This window comes from Vibrio sp. 10N.247.311.51 (assembly GCF_041467855.1).
Classification (GTDB): domain Bacteria; phylum Pseudomonadota; class Gammaproteobacteria; order Enterobacterales; family Vibrionaceae; genus Vibrio; species Vibrio coralliirubri.
The window spans coordinates 21,129-37,048 of sequence record NZ_JBFSVK010000039.1 but is presented as its reverse complement, the minus strand read 5'-3'; the positions used below and the strand labels follow the sequence as shown (position 1 = coordinate 37,048).

The window sequence follows — 15,920 nt, the reverse complement described above, 5'->3', positions numbered from 1 at the left end:
AGCGGATTCCAAATCCGCGTGTTGGGAGTTCGAATCTCTCCACCCCTGCCATATTTAAGGCTCTAGCAGAAATGCTAGAGCCTTTTTGTTTTCTGAATCCAATATACGCCATTAACAGAGCAGCGGATCCCCCGACTGACCAAAACAGCGCGTGTTGGAGTTGAAACCTCCAGCCTGTCATATCTACGCCTCAGCAGAAGTTCTGTTATTTGCTTTAGACTTGTTCAATTTTTAGTCGACAATTCTTACTTTTAATAAAACCTGGCCTTAAAAATGTAAGTGCTTACTTATCTCAGCCTCTTTTATAAACAACCAACAGCACAAACCACACTTCTTTATGAGAATTATTCTCAATATTTTGTTACATTTTGGTCGTTATTACTAAAAGGCAACAAATATGGATATCTCCCGTCGTAAGTTTATTCAATCATCTATCGCTATATCTGCACTCACTGTACTGCCCGCTTGCTCAATAAAACGGTTGGTTGATGAACAAGGAAAGCATGTTTACGACCTAACGGCAGAGCCTTCAACAGCTGAGTTGGTGACGGGATTTAATACCAATGTTTTAGCCTTTAATGGACAGATCCCTGCTCCGATGATTCGATGTCGACAGGGTGAAAAGGTTACGATCCGCTTTACGAATAAGCTCGCTGAACCGACGACTATTCATTGGCATGGTTTAAGAATTCCCATCGAAATGGATGGGGTTCCCTTCTTAAGTCAGCCACCGATCATGCCAGGTGAAACATTCATTTATGAATTTACGCCACCAGATGCTGGTACGTTTTGGTATCACCCACATATGAACAGCGTTAAGCAGCTTGGTATGGGTTTGGTTGGTCTTATTATCGTAGAGGAGAGCATTCCAGTGCCGTTTGATGAAGAGCACGCACTGATGCTTAAACATTGGCATATAGATAAGAAAGGCCAATGGAAAGATCTAATGATCCCACGACTCAGTGCCCGTATGGGTACGCCAGGAGAGTGGAGTAGCGTTAATGGAATACATGAGCCTGTCTATCAGTTAAAACAACATGCAACGACCAGGCTGCGTATCGCAAATGTCGATAATACGATCACTTACCCTATTGCAGTCGAAGGGGCTGAGGCATGGGTGATTGCCATTGATGGTAACCCTGTAAAAACGCCTTATAAACTGACGCAACATAAAATTGGCCCAGGGATGCGGGTGGATATTGGATTGATAGCACCCAAAGCCGGTGGGCGAGTGAGCGTCCTTCAAATGAAAGGACGCTTTCCTTTCTCTTTGTGTGAGTTCGAGGTTGTAGATTCAACCTTTGTTGAGAATCGCTCTCTACCTTCTTTACCCCTTAATCCAGTGCCCAATTTAGATTTGGCTAATGCAGAAGAAATCGACTTTTTATTTGAATGGGAAGGGGCGGTTTCTCCAGTATCCAAAGATGGAAAATCTATGCCTAAGTTTTGGCTAACTAATAAGCGAGCATGGGGGGGAATGAGCAAAGATAATATCCCTGAACCGTTGGCGACTTTAGAATTGGGTAAAACCTATATATTCGATCTTAAGAACGTCACTCAATATCATCACCCGATTCATATTCACGGCCATACATTCACTGTATTGGAACTTGATGGGAAGAAAGTTGAAGAGCCTTTCCATACCGATACAGTGTTACTTGGAAAGAATGGTCGAGCGAAAGCAGCATTTGTTGCCGACAACCCTGGCCGCTGGATGTATCACTGTCATGTTATCGAACACATGAAAACGGGTTTGATGGGATATATTGAAGTTAAGTGACACCTGTAACGTTTAATATTTGCGTATGCATTCTTAGTTTCTACCCTCGCTTTTATCGGCGTTAAAGCTAGAATATAGGGATTATTGTTTGGGAGGATTCATGGGTCAGTTATCTATTCTAGGTTTTATCGCCATCGGTGGCGCGTTTGGTGCTTGTTCACGTTACTTGATTTCAGAGTTATGCGTTGTGATGTTAGGGCGTGGTTTTCCTTACGGTACGCTGACTGTTAACGTGATTGGCTCTTTGATTATGGGATTGCTCATCGCCGCGTTTGAAAATGAGATGGTTGCGACGGAGCCGTGGAGACAAATTATCGGTCTTGGTTTCCTTGGAGCCCTGACGACATTTTCTACGTTTTCGATGGATAACGTGCTTCTTATGCAGCAGGGCGCGTTTTTCAAGATGGGACTCAATGTACTGCTCAATGTGGTGCTCAGTATTTCAGCCGCATGGATCGGCTTCCAACTTCTGATAAAGTCTTAAAACTTTCTTACGATTTGTTAACAGCTCGGCTTGGTTTATCTAAGCCGTTTTTATATACTCGATCGTACTTGTCGGAGTGCCATATGGCTGAGACCGTTAACTCGGGATCCGTTGAACCTGATCAGGCTAATACCTGCGAAGGGAACAAGAGTAGATATCTAACTAGAATCCTTCTAGAGATCTATCTCCAGATCACAACTGTATTTTCTTGCTGTGATCCCTCTTGTAGCATCTTATCCGTCAAGCATTTTTATCCCTATAAATAATGGCTAAAAGCCAAGGAAAAATGCTATGTCGAGTCGTAAACAAGCAAGACTGGAAGCGAAGAATTTCATTGATTCTTTATCCGTGCAACCTTATCCAAATTCAAAAAAAGCTTACATCCAAGGATCTCGCGAGGACATTCAAGTCCCTGTACGAGAAATATCACTAGCAGATAGCCTTGTTGGTGGTACCAAAAAAGATCCTGTATTCGAACCTAATGCACCAATTCATGTATACGACACTTCTGGTGTTTATACTGACCCTACGCACGAAATTGACCTTTACAGTGGCCTTCCTAAGTTACGAGAGCAATGGATTGAAGAGCGCGGTGATACAGAACTATTAGACGATGTAAGCTCTGTTTATACCAAAGAGCGTTTAGAAGATGAAACTCTAGACGACCTTCGTTACGGTAATCTGCCTAGAATTCGTCGCGCGACTGGCGATCAATGTGTTACTCAGCTGCACTATGCTCGTCAGGGGATTATTACTCCTGAGATGGAGTACATTGCGATACGTGAGAACATGGGACGTCAGAAATTTGCTGATGAGCAGTTGAACCACCAACACCCTGGCCATAACTTTGGCGCAAACCTGCCGAAAGAAATCACCCCTGAGTTCGTGCGTAAAGAAGTCGCTGAAGGCCGAGCTATCATTCCGTCGAACATTAACCATCCTGAATCCGAGCCGATGATTATTGGCCGAAACTTCTTAGTGAAAGTGAACGCCAATATCGGTAACTCTTCAGTAAGTTCTTCGATTGAAGAAGAAGTTGAGAAGTTAGTCTGGTCAACTCGCTGGGGTGGAGATACCGTGATGGACCTTTCTACCGGTCGTAATATTCACGAGACTCGCGAATGGATCCTACGTAATAGCCCAGTACCAATTGGTACAGTTCCAATGTATCAAGCGCTTGAAAAAGTGAATGGCGTTGCGGAAGACCTTAACTGGGAAGTGATGCGCGATACCTTGATTGAACAAGCAGAGCAGGGTGTTGATTACTTTACTATCCACGCAGGCTTATTGCTTCGCTACGTTCCTATGACCGCTAAACGTGTGACTGGTATTGTCTCTCGTGGCGGCTCTATCATCGCTAAATGGTGTCTTGCTCATCACCAAGAAAGCTTCCTTTATACCCACTTCCGTGAGATCTGTGAGATCTGTGCGAAGTACGATGTCGCTCTGTCATTAGGTGACGGTCTACGTCCAGGTTCGATTGCTGATGCCAATGATGAAGCTCAATTCTCCGAATTACGTACTTTGGGTGAGTTGACTAAGGTTGCTTGGGAATACGACGTGCAGGTGATCATTGAAGGCCCTGGACATGTACCAATGCACCTAATTAAAGAGAACATGGACGAGCAGTTAGAGCACTGCCATGAAGCACCGTTCTATACATTAGGTCCATTGACTACCGATATTGCCCCTGGTTATGACCACATTACCTCTGGAATTGGCGCGGCCATGATTGGTTGGTACGGCTGTGCGATGCTCTGTTATGTAACCCCTAAAGAGCATCTAGGCTTACCAAACAAAGAAGATGTGAAGACTGGCCTGATTACTTACAAGCTGGCTGCACACGCTGCAGACTTGGCTAAAGGACATCCGGGTGCACAAATCCGAGATAACGCTTTATCAAAGGCACGTTTTGAATTCCGTTGGGAAGACCAATTCAACCTAGCTCTTGATCCGGAAACTGCGCGCTCTTTCCATGATGAAACCTTACCGCAAGAGTCGGGCAAGGTTGCTCATTTCTGCTCAATGTGTGGCCCTAAATTCTGTTCAATGAAGATCTCTCAAGAAGTTCGAGAGTACGCGAAAGACACTGAACAAGTGGCTGCTGATCAGGCTATCGAGATTAAGATGCTAGATAACCCGTTGGAAGGGATGCGTCAGAAATCCCAAGAGTTTCGTGATACTGGCTCTGAACTTTATCATCCTGCAGTAGGCGCAAAAGAAGCTCAATTAGAGGAATAATGACAGTGAAGATTCTTATCCCATCTCAAAATATTGAGCTAACGGGAGAGGTGCAAAGCTGTCTATTGGTTGCTAAGCGACAGGGCTTGGCAACCGATGCAGTTGAGTTGGGTGTAAGCCCAACTAAATGTTTCTCTATCGTTGATGCTCAGCAAGCGTTATCTATTGGTTTTGCTCATGATGTTGATTCATTGGCGGAGTGTCGCTCAAGTGAGCTTGATCATATCGTTGATTACAGTCATTCAGTGGCGCTAGCTGATATCCGCTGTGCCTTGGAACAAACTCCGAATACTATCTATATCGGTGTCTTAGATGACTCAGCTGTATTGGATCTCTGGTCACAGCTAGATGCTAATCGTGCTATCAGGAATGAAACTCCAGCTCATCAGGAGTTAGATAGTAGTGGCCACTTTGCTTGGTTAGTTACTTTGTTGGCATTGGAGTTCCCATTAGAAGATGCACTGGTTTTGGCTCGCGCAGCATCTAATGTTTCACGTGGAACATGGCCAGCAAACTATCAAAACTTTCCTATTCCCGTTCTCGAAGATGAGCTACTGGATATTAGTGTTGGTTGGGCGCACCAAGGAACATCACTCTCATTCCCTGAACTGAGTAAGAGTAGCCTAGGGCTATACCCAGTGGTTGATGATGTTGAGTGGATCGAAAGGCTACTCAAGCTTGGAATCAACACTGTTCAACTGCGTATTAAGAACCAACAGCAAGCAGATTTAGAACAACAAATCGCACGATCTATCAAACTCGGTAGAGAGCACAACGCTCAGGTTTTTATCAATGACTATTGGCAATTGGCACTTAAACATAATGCTTTTGGTGTTCATTTAGGACAAGAGGACATAGAAGAATCCAACCTATCTCAACTGAGCCAAGCTGGTATTAAGATCGGTCTATCGACTCATGGTTATTACGAGTTGCTACGTATTGTGCAAATCAACCCAAGCTATATTGCGCTGGGGCATATTTTCCCAACCACCACTAAGCAGATGCCATCGAAGCCTCAAGGGCTTGTGCGTTTATCTCTCTATCAGCAGCTGATTGATACTATCCCATACACAGAAGAACTGACCGGTTATCCGACGGTTGCGATTGGTGGAATTGACCAGTCGACGGCTGCACAGGTGTGGAGTTGTGGGGTATCGAGCCTTGCTGTTGTGCGTGCGATTACGTTAGCCGAAGACCCAAAACAAGTGATTGAGTTCTTCGAAGCATTAATGGCTGACAGTTCTACAAGTGCTGCTAATGAGGTAACTCAGGAGCTAAGTCATGCTGAGTGATTTCGAATTCATTCGTTATCAACGACAACTCGCACTTCCTGAAGTAGGTGAGCAAGGGCAACGCAATCTATTAGATAGCCATGTGTTGGTCATCGGTTGTGGTGGCTTAGGCAATGCTGCAGCTCTCTATCTTGCGGCTTCCGGTATCGGGAAAATCGTATTGGTTGATGATGACTGTGTGGACTCGTCCAACCTGCAACGACAGGTAGCGTTCAAGGAAAGTCAGTTAGGTTCACCTAAGGTTGAAGCTCTGAAGCAACAACTGAGCGAGCTTAATGGTCGAAGCCAAGTGAGAACCATCAATAAGCGAATGACTCAAAGCCAACTTGATCTTGAGGTGATGCTTGCTGATTTGGTGTTGGATTGTACTGACAACTTTGAGTCACGTCAGCAGGTTAACCAAGCATGTTTCGGCAGTAGAACGCCTCTGATTTCTGGTTCAGCGATTGGCTGGAAGGGGCAGTTTATTGTCTTTGATTATCAGAAGCAGAAAGGGTGCTATCACTGTTTATTCCCGTTCAGTCACCATCCGAAAACGACACGTTGTAGCGATAGCGGCATCATCGGCCCAGTCGTTGGCACCATAGGCAACCTCCAAGCACTGGCTGCGATTCAGCGCATTAGTACTGGCGAGTTCCAAGTCGCAACACATCAGCTCAAACTGTTTGATGGTCAGACGATGAACTGGCAAAACTTAAGTGTTACTCAAGATAGTGAATGTCCCGTTTGCTGCACATCTACAGTTAACTATTTAGAGGAAGAAACCCAATGAGCAACATAACGATCTCTATCAATGAGCAACCAGAACAGGTTGCACAATCGTCGTCTCTAGCGGATATCATCCAAGCGCTTTCACTACCCGATCTGGGCTGTGTATTTGCTATCAATAATGCGGTTGTCCCGCGTAGTCAGTGGCAACAAACGGTCGTCAATGAAGGCGATGCTATTTCTCTTTTCCAAGCCATTGCAGGAGGCTAACCATGTTAACTATCGCAGATAAAACGTTTCAATCACGACTCTTCACTGGAACGGGTAAGTTCGCGAATAAGTACTTGATGGCGAGCGCTATCGAAGCTTCCGGTTCTCAACTGGCAACCATGGCGTTGAAAAGAGTTGATATTCGCTCTGAACAAGATGATATTTTACAGCCGATCATTGATGCTGGCGTGAACTTATTACCAAATACCTCTGGGGCTAAGAACGCGAAGGATGCCATCTTTGCTGCGCACTTGGCTCGCGAAGCGCTAGGCACAAACTGGCTCAAACTGGAAATTCACCCAGATCCAAAGTACTTGATGCCAGACCCAATTGAGACATTAAAAGCGGCTGAGCAACTGGTTAAAGATGGCTTTGTTGTGTTGCCTTACTGTCATGCTGACCCTGTGTTGTGTAAACGCTTAGAAGAGGTCGGTTGTGCTGCGGTTATGCCGTTAGGTGCGCCGATTGGATCGAACAAAGGTATCGCTTCGGCAGACTTCTTAGAGATCATTATCGACCAAGCGAATGTCCCTGTGATTGTTGACGCCGGTATCGGTGCGCCTTCTCATGCTGCTCGTGCAATGGAAATGGGCGCAGATGCCGTTTTAGTGAACACAGCAATAGCTGCGTCTCAACAGCCTGTTGATATGGCGATTGCTTTTAAACTGGCAGTTGAAGCTGGCCGTATGGCTTACCTTTCTGGTCTCGCTGGTCAGGTGTCTCACGCGGTTGCTTCTAGTCCGCTAACTTCATTTCTAGACGAGTAGTGTCCCTATGACGTTTGTTGATCGATTTAAACAGCTCAACTGGGATGACATTGGTATGTCTATCTTCAGCAAAACGGCGGCGGATGTTGAGCGCGCTCTGAGTAAGCCAAAACGCGACTTGGAAGACTTTAAGGCTCTTATCTCTCCGGCAGCAGAACCTTACTTAGAGCAGATGGCGCAACAATCGTTGGCACTAACACGCAAGCGATTCGGCAATACAATGTCGCTGTATATTCCATTGTACCTCTCAAACTTGTGTGCGAATGCGTGCACGTATTGTGGTTTCTCAATGGAGAACCGCATTAAGCGTCGCACACTTACTTTGGATGAAATCGATGCTGAAAGTGCCGTTATCAAAAAGATGAAGTTTGATAGTGTACTGTTGGTGACTGGTGAGCATGAAACCAAGGTCGGGATGAAGTACTTCCGTGAAGTGCTACCGAATATTAAGGCACAATTTAACTATCTTGCGATGGAAGTGCAGCCGCTTGATCAAGATGACTACGCAGAGCTTAAAACTCTCGGCTTAGATGCGGTGATGGTTTACCAAGAAACGTATAGTCCAAGCACCTACGCGGAACACCACTTGCGTGGCAATAAAATGGATTTTGAATACCGGCTCGAAACGCCCGATCGTTTGGCAAAAGCGGGTATTGATAAGATAGGTATTGGCGCTTTGATTGGCTTGGAAGATTGGCGTACTGACTGCTTCTTCGTGGCCGCTCATTTAGACTACCTTGAGCGCACTTATTGGCAAACACGTTACTCGATTTCATTCCCACGTCTTCGTCCGTGTGAGGGTGGTTTGCAGCCTAAATCGATTATGAGTGATAAACAGTTGGTTCAACTTATCTGTGCGTATCGCTTATTAAACCCTGAAGTTGAATTGTCTCTCTCGACTCGTGAGTCTGCAGCTTTCCGCGACAATGTGTTGCCATTGGGAATCACCAGTATGTCGGCTGCGTCTAAAACCCAGCCTGGTGGTTATGCTTCTGATGAAGAAGAACTCGAGCAATTTGAAATAAGTGATGAGCGAAGTGCTGCTGATGTTGAGTCAATGATTCGTCAACGTGGTTTTGATCCTGTGTGGCGAGACTGGCACAGTGCTTACTCTGGTTAGCGAACACATAGATTGATGTTCCACGTGAAACATCGACGAAGTTAAATCGACAAATAAAAACGGCTACCCTAAGGTAGCCGTTTTTCATTTCATTAAGTTTGGATTAGCTAAGCATTAAGCATTAAGCATTAAGCATTAAGCATTAAGCATGAGCAAGTGGAGTGGTTGATTGGCGTAACCATTCCAATGTATCACCTTCAACTAATGGGCTAACATCGTTCCATACTTTCTGGTGGTAATCATTAAGCCATGCAAGTTCAGGTCGTGTCAGTAAATCGACGTTGATGTTGCGCTTATCGATAGGGCAGCGTGTTAGTGATTCAAACGTTAGTACTGAGAAGTCACCTTGAGTTGGCAGCTCAACCACCAGTTCTAGGTTTTCGATACGGATACCAAATTCATCTGCACGGTAGTAACCCGGCTCGTTTGATAACACCATGCCTTCTACAAGAGGTACGTCGATTAGCTTCTTAGAGATGCTTTGCGGACCTTCATGAACACTTAGGAAATGACCAACGCCGTGACCAGTACCGTGGTCGTAGTCGAAGCCCTCTGCCCATAAATGCTGGCGAGCTAGGATATCAAGTTGGAAACCACGAGTACCCTGTGGGAAACGTGCACGTGCAATGCCGATGTGACCTTTAAGCGCTAACGTGAACTGCTGGATCATTTCGGCGCTTGGCTGGCCAATTGCGATAGTACGAGTGATGTCGGTTGTGCCGTCTAGGTACTGACCACCTGAATCGACTAGGTAAAGAGTATTCATCTCTAACTGACCTGGTTCAGGTTGGTTCTCGTGGTTGTAGTGACACATTGCTGCGTTGCCGCCTGCTGCTGAAATTGTGTCAAAACTTAGGTCCATCAGCGTTGGGTCTTGTTCGCGGAATGATTGAACTTTGTCTGCTAGCACAGCTTCATTGTGCAGATTACCTTGCGCGACTTCTGCATCAATCCAAGATAGGAACTTCGCCATCGCAACACCATCACGAATATGACACGCTTTCATGCCGGCAATTTCAGTTTCATTCTTTGCTGCTTTTGGCATTAGGCATGGGTCTGCTGTTTCAATGATATGAGCACCAGAGTTTTGTAGAACCAGCGTGTACCAAGCGTTACTGGTACCTGAATCGACAGATACATTTTTGCCTTCCAAAGATTGAAGGCGTGCTTCAAGCTCTGATGGGTGAGACACACGTATACCATTGCCAACGTGTGCTTCAAAGCCAGTAGGAATACGAGCAGGGTCTAGGAAGAAATCTACGCTTTCATCTGCGTGAATTATCGCGTTGGATAACACAACAGGTAGGCGAGATACGTCCAAACCACGGATGTTAAGCAACCAACAGATCGAATCGAGTTCCGTAAGGATAGCGGCATCAGCACCTTTGGCTTTTAGTAAGCCAGCAATCTCCGCACGTTTGCTTTCACTTGATTGGCCTACTGCATCTGTTGTCATTTGGCGAACATCAGATACCACAGGCTCAGGACGATCAGACCAAAGCTCATCAATTGGATTCGAAGATAGCGTTGTTAGTTCAACTTTCTCTGCCAGTTTAGCTTGAGCGCCTTTCAACCAAGCAGCAGTGTGCATGCGTGGGTCGAATGCAACCTTGCTGCCTTGTGCTAGAGAGCTGATGATCCAATCTAAAGCCGGCTCTTCAATAAGGTGGCGATATTCAAATAACTCTGCTGATACCTGCTTACGAACCTGAACCGTGTAGCGACCATCAACAAAAATAGCAGCGTTCTCACGAGTGATAACCGCCGCACCAGCAGAGCCAGTGAAACCTGTTAACCAGTGAAGTCGCTCGTTATGAGCTGGAACGTATTCACCTAAATATTCGTCTTCGTGTGGAATGATAACGGCATCTAGGTTGTTTGTTTCAAGCCAAGCTCGAACAGCAGCAACGCGTTCAGCAGTGATATTGTGCATCTGTGTTTATCCTTATTGTTAGGGTCCTTGTTAACACTCACAGTAGATATACATATGAGGGGACTTATTAGGTCAATAAGCTAGCGCTTTTGTTCGTTTGCTGCAAACGCTGTACGCCATTTTTATCTAAGATGCAGAGTTTTTTCTTTGATGATATCTCGCAACCAAGTTAGCGCTGGGTCATTTTCTCTATCACGGTGCCAAAACAGAGTGTATGCCATCGGCGGGAATTCCATTGGTAAAGGCACAACCACTAAGTCGAGTTGTTTGGCGACAAGGTAAGTAAAGTGGCTTGGTGCGGTAAAGACAAAGTCGGTGTAGGTACACAGGCTAGCGGCGCTATTGAAGTCCGGTACTGAGATTGCGATATCACGTTGATGCCCAAGGTCGGCAAGTTTGTAATCGAGCAGCCAACGGTCGTTACCATCACATCTCACTTGTACATGGCGCTGGGCGAGGTAGGTTTCTAGATCCCATTTACCACTCAGAGCAGGGTGGTTGCGTCTTAACACACACATTTGTGCATCACGATAGATCTCTTGCTCACAGATGTCGTCTGGCGGCAGCATGGTTAAACGTGCATCGTTAATGTCGATGTCTTTGCCGGTGAGTCCAATATCTAGTTCACCAAGCTGTAGCTTCTTAAAGGTTTGCTCGGTCCACGCGTGGGTGTTGATATTGACCTTAGGTGCTTGTCTAAATATTGCTGGTAAGAAGTGCGGAAGAATCAGCGGGTAAACACTCTCAACGGCAGCGATGTGAAAGCTGTGGTCGCTGTTATTGGGAATAAAAGTTTCCGGCTGGGTAAGCACATCAAGTTGGTTGATCAACGTTTCTAAGCGAGGCTTAAGGAAAACCGCTTTCGGTGTTGGTCTCAGGCCATGTGCACTTCGCGTGAAAAGAGGGTCATTAAATTGTTCACGAAGCTTGGCTAGCGATTTACTTACAGCCGATTGACTCAGACACAATCGATGTGCGGTGCGCGTGACGCTTAGCTCTTCCATCAGCACCTGTAAGCAAACCAGTAGGTTTAAGTCGAGGCGCGATAGTTTCTCAATATTCATATGAGTTTCCTGTTTGGAATAATGCTAATGAGTATATGCCATTTTTGTTCATATCTTTAGTTGGTTATTATGCACCTAAATTAACTCATTCGGAGAATCTTGTGCCTTCTAACGCGCTTCCAACCCCTAGTAAACTGCAGGTTGCTTTATTGGCAATGCTGGTTCTATTTAGCCCTTTGGCTATAGATATTTATCTTCCAGCTCTGCCACAAATTTCAACAGCGTTTCACGTGGAACATGCACTAGCACAAGATACGATTACCTGGTTTTTATTCGCTATGGGTGTCGGGCAATTATTTGCTGGCCCTTTGGCAGATAAGTTAGGACGTCGAACCGTTGCATTGGGAGGTGTTAGTATCTATGCATTGAGTGCTTGCTTGGCGTGGGCAGCTCAATCGATTGATATGATGCTAATGGCTCGGCTGCTACAAGGCTTAGGAGCTTGTGCGACTTCTGTAGCAGCCTTTGCAACGGTTCGCGATCTATTTGGCCCAGAGAAGAGTGGCCGTATGATCAGCTACCTTAATGGTGCAATCTGTTTTATTCCTGCTTTGGCACCCATTCTTGGCGCTTGGTTAACTCATCAATTTGGTTGGCGTTCGAACTTTAGCTTTATGGCAGGCTTCGCAGTCGTTGTTGGCACTATCTTATTCTTCCAAATGAAAGAGTCTAACCCTGCGACAGAAAAGGTTGCGGTGTTCAAGCTTGAGCGATACTGGTCAGTATTGAAAACACCATCATTCCTTTTCCACGCAACTTTGTGTCTGATGGCGATGGCGGTCATCCTCGCTTATGTAACCTCTGCACCAGTTGTGTTGATGGAAAACCTAGGCCTGACCATGAAAGAGTTTACTTTCTGGTTTGGTGTTAACGCTGCCATCAACATTGCAGCTGCGTTTACTGCACCTAAATTTATGGACCGCTTTGGTACCTATAAAGCACTGGTCGTTGGTATCTCAACGCTGGGTTTAGCGGGCGTGATTATGTTAGTGCTTGCAGAACACGCTAGCCCAATCGCATTCATGCTGCCAATCTTCTTGTCTTCAGTGGGTTTTGCTTGGATTCTCGGTGCTGCTGCTGGTAAGGCTCTTGAACCTTTCGGTGACCGTGCGGGCACAGCTGCTGCGCTGCTTGGCTTGTTCCAAATGAGTGGCTCAGGGCTGCTTGTTGGTACCATGCAACGCCTTGATTTAACGTCTCAAGTGATGATTGCGCTGCAAATGTTCCTTATTGTTCCAGCATTGTTGGTGCTTGCGAGCAAAGCAGGCAAGTCGTGGCACACGACGTTTGCTAAGGCGTAAGTCTCAAGGGTGACAAAATATACAAATGGCGGTTTGCGAAACGTTAAAACATGGTATATTTGTCACTCATTGAAACGTTAGTCCCCAACGGAAAATACTGTAATGTCATTAACAACCTACGAAATGGCGCGCGTCTTAGAACAAATGGAAGATGCACCTGAAAAGGTCATGTTTGGTAAACTGCTTAAAGAGCTAGGCAACCAAAGTGAAGAGCGTATTCGCAGTGCGGCAAAACAAGTTCCAATCGATACTTTGCGAGACATCATTTACCAATTTCAGCGTGTGGTAGAGTCTCGTAAGGGTGAGCAGGTTCAGCTACTAGCAAAAGAGCTAGCCGAGCAAGGTATCTCTGCTGAAGAGCTACAAGCTTTTCTGAATAAGTAGTTTATCCCAGTTAAAAAGAAACCACTCAATTGAGTGGTTTTTTGGGTTTTGGGGTATATCAATTTAGTGCGAATGAAAGTTGGTTCTAACCTCTAAACTGTGCTTTTAAAATTCGATCAAGCGAGAATGGCCCAGCGCCCCATACGACAACGATAAGAATCATTAATCCCCACAACTGATGATCATAGAAGCCTTGCGCCCATAACACTGGGTAAGACACAACCGCAATGATATTGAAAACGAACAGAACCGCTGCCATAGGTCGTGTTAATAGACCAAGCGCTAAGAATACCGGCAGAATCAATTCAGCTGCGGTGCCCATGTAGGCGGCTAACTCCCAAGGTAGCAGTGGTACTTGGTATTCCAACTCAAACAAGTAAAGGGTGCTATCCCAAGTTGCTATCTTTGTGAGGCCAGAATTAAAGAATACCCACGCCACCCATAGGCGACAAAATAGTAGTAGTACCGGAACAAAGAGTGCCTGTGATTTCTCAATCAAACTGTCGTATTGAGCCATCATGTTTGTGACTGTGTTGTTATCCATATTATGTCTCCAATTCGGCATTGATTGAAAAGCCTGAGATGACGTTAAGCGCCATGACAGCATTCAGATGTTGTAGTAATGAAGGGTCTATCGCTGCGAGCATTTGGCCTGATTGAAATTCGCGAAGTAGCTGATGGCATTGTTCACTCAAGTGATGACTCTCAATCTGAGAATTCTCGGCTCGTATTAACACCCCAAACTCAGGTTGGTTGATGTCTAACCCATCGAGTTGTTGCTGATAGATAGCGTGTTCAAGCGCGATAATCGTATAGTTAGAATTAATGAGCTTTATTGAATCTTTGAGATGAAAGACTAAAGCGCCTTGTTGCTCTGGTGGCACATCAGCTAAACCAGCCAGAGGACGTTGGTCGACTTTTGATTCTGAAACGAATCTCACCAAGCTATCTTTTTTCCATTCATACATAGCCACTTCGCAAAGGTAAGGTGCAGCCTCAATAACCGCAGGAAAGGCTTGTATGGTTTGTTCAAAGTGTTCACCGTAACCACTGACATCACCAGAGGTTGATGGATTACTTAAGACATGTTGACGAGCCATTTGTTGGAAGCACTCTTCACCAACTAACATCTCGGTGAGTGGGTAGGTTGCAGCGAGTACCTCACTCAAGCTAATCACAAAGTTATTGCGATAAATCTGGATGCGCTGTTCATCAGTAAAATGGTCGCTCACTATGTCGCAGTGTTCACCACTGTTTTGGTAGCGTAGGGCGTTAGCAAATTCCGATTGAACTTTTGCTAGGGAGTGGCTCATGATGCGCGACTCCTTTGAATGAACTTGTCGTGTTGATACAAGATGTCACTGGCTTTGGTTGCTTCAGCCAATAAAACTTGTGGCTCTGGGATATCTAAATCCCACTCTATCAAGGTATGGCGCGAACCGTGTTGTGCTATCCAGTCAGTGTAGAGTTGCCACACTTCGTCACAGACAGGCTTGCTATGGGTGTCTATCCAGATCTCACCTTGTTCGAGTTTCTTCTTAGTGAAACCTGCCAAGTGAATCTCTTCCACTTTGTCTGCCGGTATTCCATTGAGATACTCTTCACAGCTGAAGCCATGATTAAAAGATGAGACGAAAATATTATTGAAATCGAGTAACAGTCGGCAATCAGTGCGCTTTTGTACCTCAGCCAAAAATTCCCACTCAGGAATAGTAGAATGCTTGAAGGCAAGGTAGCTCGAAGGGTTCTCAATCAGCATAGGGCGTTGCAGGCTGTCTTGTACCTCGATGACATTGCGACAGAAGGCCTCTAGCGCTTCTTCGGTATAAGGCAGCGGTAACAAGTCATTGAAGTAATGACCGCCTGTCTGACTCCAACTGAGATGATCAGAAACCAAGAAGGGTTCGATATCATCAATGAGCTCTTTTAATTGCACAAGATGATGTTGATTGATGCGCTCAACAGAACCGAGAGACAACCCAACACCGTGACAACTGATGTTGTGTGCGTGACGAATTTCTCTGAGTTGTTGGCGTTGCGGTGATTGAGCTAAGAAGTAGTTCTCGCTGTGAACTTCTAACCAACTTACTAAGGCTGGATTTTGGCTAAAGAAGTCCAAGTGCGGTGTTCTAAGGCCAACCCCTGTGTTGGGGTGAAAAGTTTGAGTCACAACGATTCTCCTAATAAGAAGTGGAGGTGAGCTGAGTGTCAGCTCACCATACTAAGCAGCTCAATTATGATGATTGAGTGTTACCACCTGATAATTTGCCACATAGTCCTTTAGGTACGACCACGAATGCATCGGATTGGTTGTCTTCTTTTGCTGTACCCGCACATGAGCTTGTTTTAGTTGCACAATCATTTTGGCCAGCTTTTGCCACGCCGTAGCATTTTTCTTTTGCTGCTGCTTCCGCAGGTGCTGATGTAAGAACTGCACCACCGAACGCTAGTACACTTGTGATTGCAGCTGTAACAGCAAGATTAGAATTTTTCATAGTCATTCCCTCTAGGACTTAATAGTATTTTGATATCGCAGGTTAATGGATTGTTAACTTGCTTACTAAAAAGGATAGGAA

Annotated in this window: 16 protein-coding genes and 1 riboswitch; of the genes, 10 read left to right on the top strand and 6 right to left on the bottom strand. The window is 45.4% G+C overall.

What is annotated here, in order from left to right:
- The first annotated feature begins 397 nt into the window (after nucleotides 1-397).
- From AB6E85_RS23925 to thiH, 8 genes are all read left to right on the top strand, one after another.
- Nucleotides 398-1,780 carry a multicopper oxidase family protein gene (locus AB6E85_RS23925; protein ID WP_372144486.1) on the top strand — a complete coding sequence of 461 codons (1,383 nt, stop codon included), beginning with the start codon at nucleotides 398-400 and terminating at the stop codon, nucleotides 1,778-1,780.
- A 100-nt stretch (nucleotides 1,781-1,880) separates the two neighbouring features.
- A complete protein-coding gene (gene crcB / locus AB6E85_RS23920; RefSeq protein WP_004736665.1) occupies nucleotides 1,881-2,264 on the top strand; it encodes a fluoride efflux transporter CrcB in 384 nt (127 codons plus the stop codon).
- 62 nt (nucleotides 2,265-2,326) lie between these two features.
- Nucleotides 2,327-2,425, top strand: a riboswitch (TPP riboswitch).
- A 130-nt stretch (nucleotides 2,426-2,555) separates the two neighbouring features.
- Complete coding sequence (gene thiC / locus AB6E85_RS23915) at nucleotides 2,556-4,505, top strand: phosphomethylpyrimidine synthase ThiC (RefSeq protein WP_248369880.1); 1,950 nt, start codon at nucleotides 2,556-2,558, stop codon at nucleotides 4,503-4,505.
- Nucleotides 4,505-5,797 (top strand): thiamine phosphate synthase, encoded by a 1,293-nt coding sequence (locus AB6E85_RS23910; RefSeq protein ID WP_372144484.1) that lies wholly within the window; start codon nucleotides 4,505-4,507, stop codon nucleotides 5,795-5,797. The genes thiC and AB6E85_RS23910 overlap by 1 nt, the downstream gene beginning before the upstream one ends.
- Nucleotides 5,787-6,569, top strand: coding sequence for a HesA/MoeB/ThiF family protein (locus AB6E85_RS23905; protein ID WP_081231237.1), 783 nt, complete (start codon nucleotides 5,787-5,789; stop codon nucleotides 6,567-6,569). The genes AB6E85_RS23910 and AB6E85_RS23905 overlap by 11 nt, the downstream gene beginning before the upstream one ends.
- Nucleotides 6,566-6,775, top strand: a complete 210-nt coding sequence (thiS, locus tag AB6E85_RS23900) for a sulfur carrier protein ThiS (RefSeq protein ID WP_048610390.1) — start codon at nucleotides 6,566-6,568, stop codon at nucleotides 6,773-6,775. The genes AB6E85_RS23905 and thiS overlap by 4 nt, the downstream gene beginning before the upstream one ends.
- 2 nt (nucleotides 6,776-6,777) lie before the next feature.
- The gene (locus AB6E85_RS23895) at nucleotides 6,778-7,542 is read left to right on the top strand and encodes a thiazole synthase (protein WP_065677097.1); all 765 of its coding nucleotides are present in this window, start codon (nucleotides 6,778-6,780) and stop codon (nucleotides 7,540-7,542) included.
- A 7-nt stretch (nucleotides 7,543-7,549) separates the two neighbouring features.
- Nucleotides 7,550-8,662: a 2-iminoacetate synthase ThiH gene (gene thiH / locus AB6E85_RS23890; protein WP_372144483.1), complete on the top strand. Its 1,113-nt coding sequence runs from the start codon at nucleotides 7,550-7,552 to the stop codon at nucleotides 8,660-8,662.
- 142 nt (nucleotides 8,663-8,804) lie between these two features.
- Here thiH and AB6E85_RS23885 read toward each other — a convergent pair whose 3' ends face one another.
- Together AB6E85_RS23885 and AB6E85_RS23880 are read right to left on the bottom strand one after the other, a co-directional pair.
- The gene (locus AB6E85_RS23885; protein WP_372144481.1) at nucleotides 8,805-10,595 is read right to left on the bottom strand and encodes an aminopeptidase P family protein; all 1,791 of its coding nucleotides are present in this window, start codon (nucleotides 10,593-10,595) and stop codon (nucleotides 8,805-8,807) included.
- Between the two features lie 122 nt (nucleotides 10,596-10,717).
- Complete coding sequence (locus tag AB6E85_RS23880) at nucleotides 10,718-11,659, bottom strand: LysR family transcriptional regulator (protein WP_012605070.1); 942 nt, start codon at nucleotides 11,657-11,659, stop codon at nucleotides 10,718-10,720.
- A gap of 101 nt (nucleotides 11,660-11,760) precedes the next feature.
- Here AB6E85_RS23880 and AB6E85_RS23875 point away from each other — a divergent pair, with 101 nt between their 5' ends.
- Both AB6E85_RS23875 and AB6E85_RS23870 read left to right on the top strand, forming a co-directional pair.
- Complete coding sequence (locus AB6E85_RS23875) at nucleotides 11,761-12,960, top strand: multidrug effflux MFS transporter (RefSeq protein ID WP_041473010.1); 1,200 nt, start codon at nucleotides 11,761-11,763, stop codon at nucleotides 12,958-12,960.
- A 102-nt stretch (nucleotides 12,961-13,062) separates the two neighbouring features.
- Nucleotides 13,063-13,344 carry a hypothetical protein gene (locus AB6E85_RS23870; protein WP_009848181.1) on the top strand — a complete coding sequence of 94 codons (282 nt, stop codon included), beginning with the start codon at nucleotides 13,063-13,065 and terminating at the stop codon, nucleotides 13,342-13,344.
- Nucleotides 13,345-13,429: 85 nt separating this feature from the next.
- Here the strand turns inward: AB6E85_RS23870 and AB6E85_RS23865 are convergent, their stop codons facing one another.
- From AB6E85_RS23865 to AB6E85_RS23850, 4 genes are all read right to left on the bottom strand, one after another.
- Nucleotides 13,430-13,888, bottom strand: a complete 459-nt coding sequence (locus AB6E85_RS23865; protein WP_009848182.1) for a DoxX family protein — start codon at nucleotides 13,886-13,888, stop codon at nucleotides 13,430-13,432.
- A gap of 1 nt (nucleotide 13,889) precedes the next feature.
- Nucleotides 13,890-14,657, bottom strand: a complete 768-nt coding sequence (locus tag AB6E85_RS23860) for a DNA-binding domain-containing protein (protein WP_372144479.1) — start codon at nucleotides 14,655-14,657, stop codon at nucleotides 13,890-13,892.
- Nucleotides 14,654-15,514 carry a DUF692 domain-containing protein gene (locus tag AB6E85_RS23855; RefSeq protein ID WP_372144477.1) on the bottom strand — a complete coding sequence of 287 codons (861 nt, stop codon included), beginning with the start codon at nucleotides 15,512-15,514 and terminating at the stop codon, nucleotides 14,654-14,656. Before AB6E85_RS23855 ends, AB6E85_RS23860 begins: the two co-directional genes overlap by 4 nt.
- 64 nt (nucleotides 15,515-15,578) lie before the next feature.
- On the bottom strand, nucleotides 15,579-15,839 hold the full coding sequence (locus AB6E85_RS23850; protein WP_004736650.1) for a DUF2282 domain-containing protein: 261 nt from the start codon (nucleotides 15,837-15,839) through the stop codon (nucleotides 15,579-15,581).
- Nucleotides 15,840-15,920 lie beyond the last annotated feature (81 nt).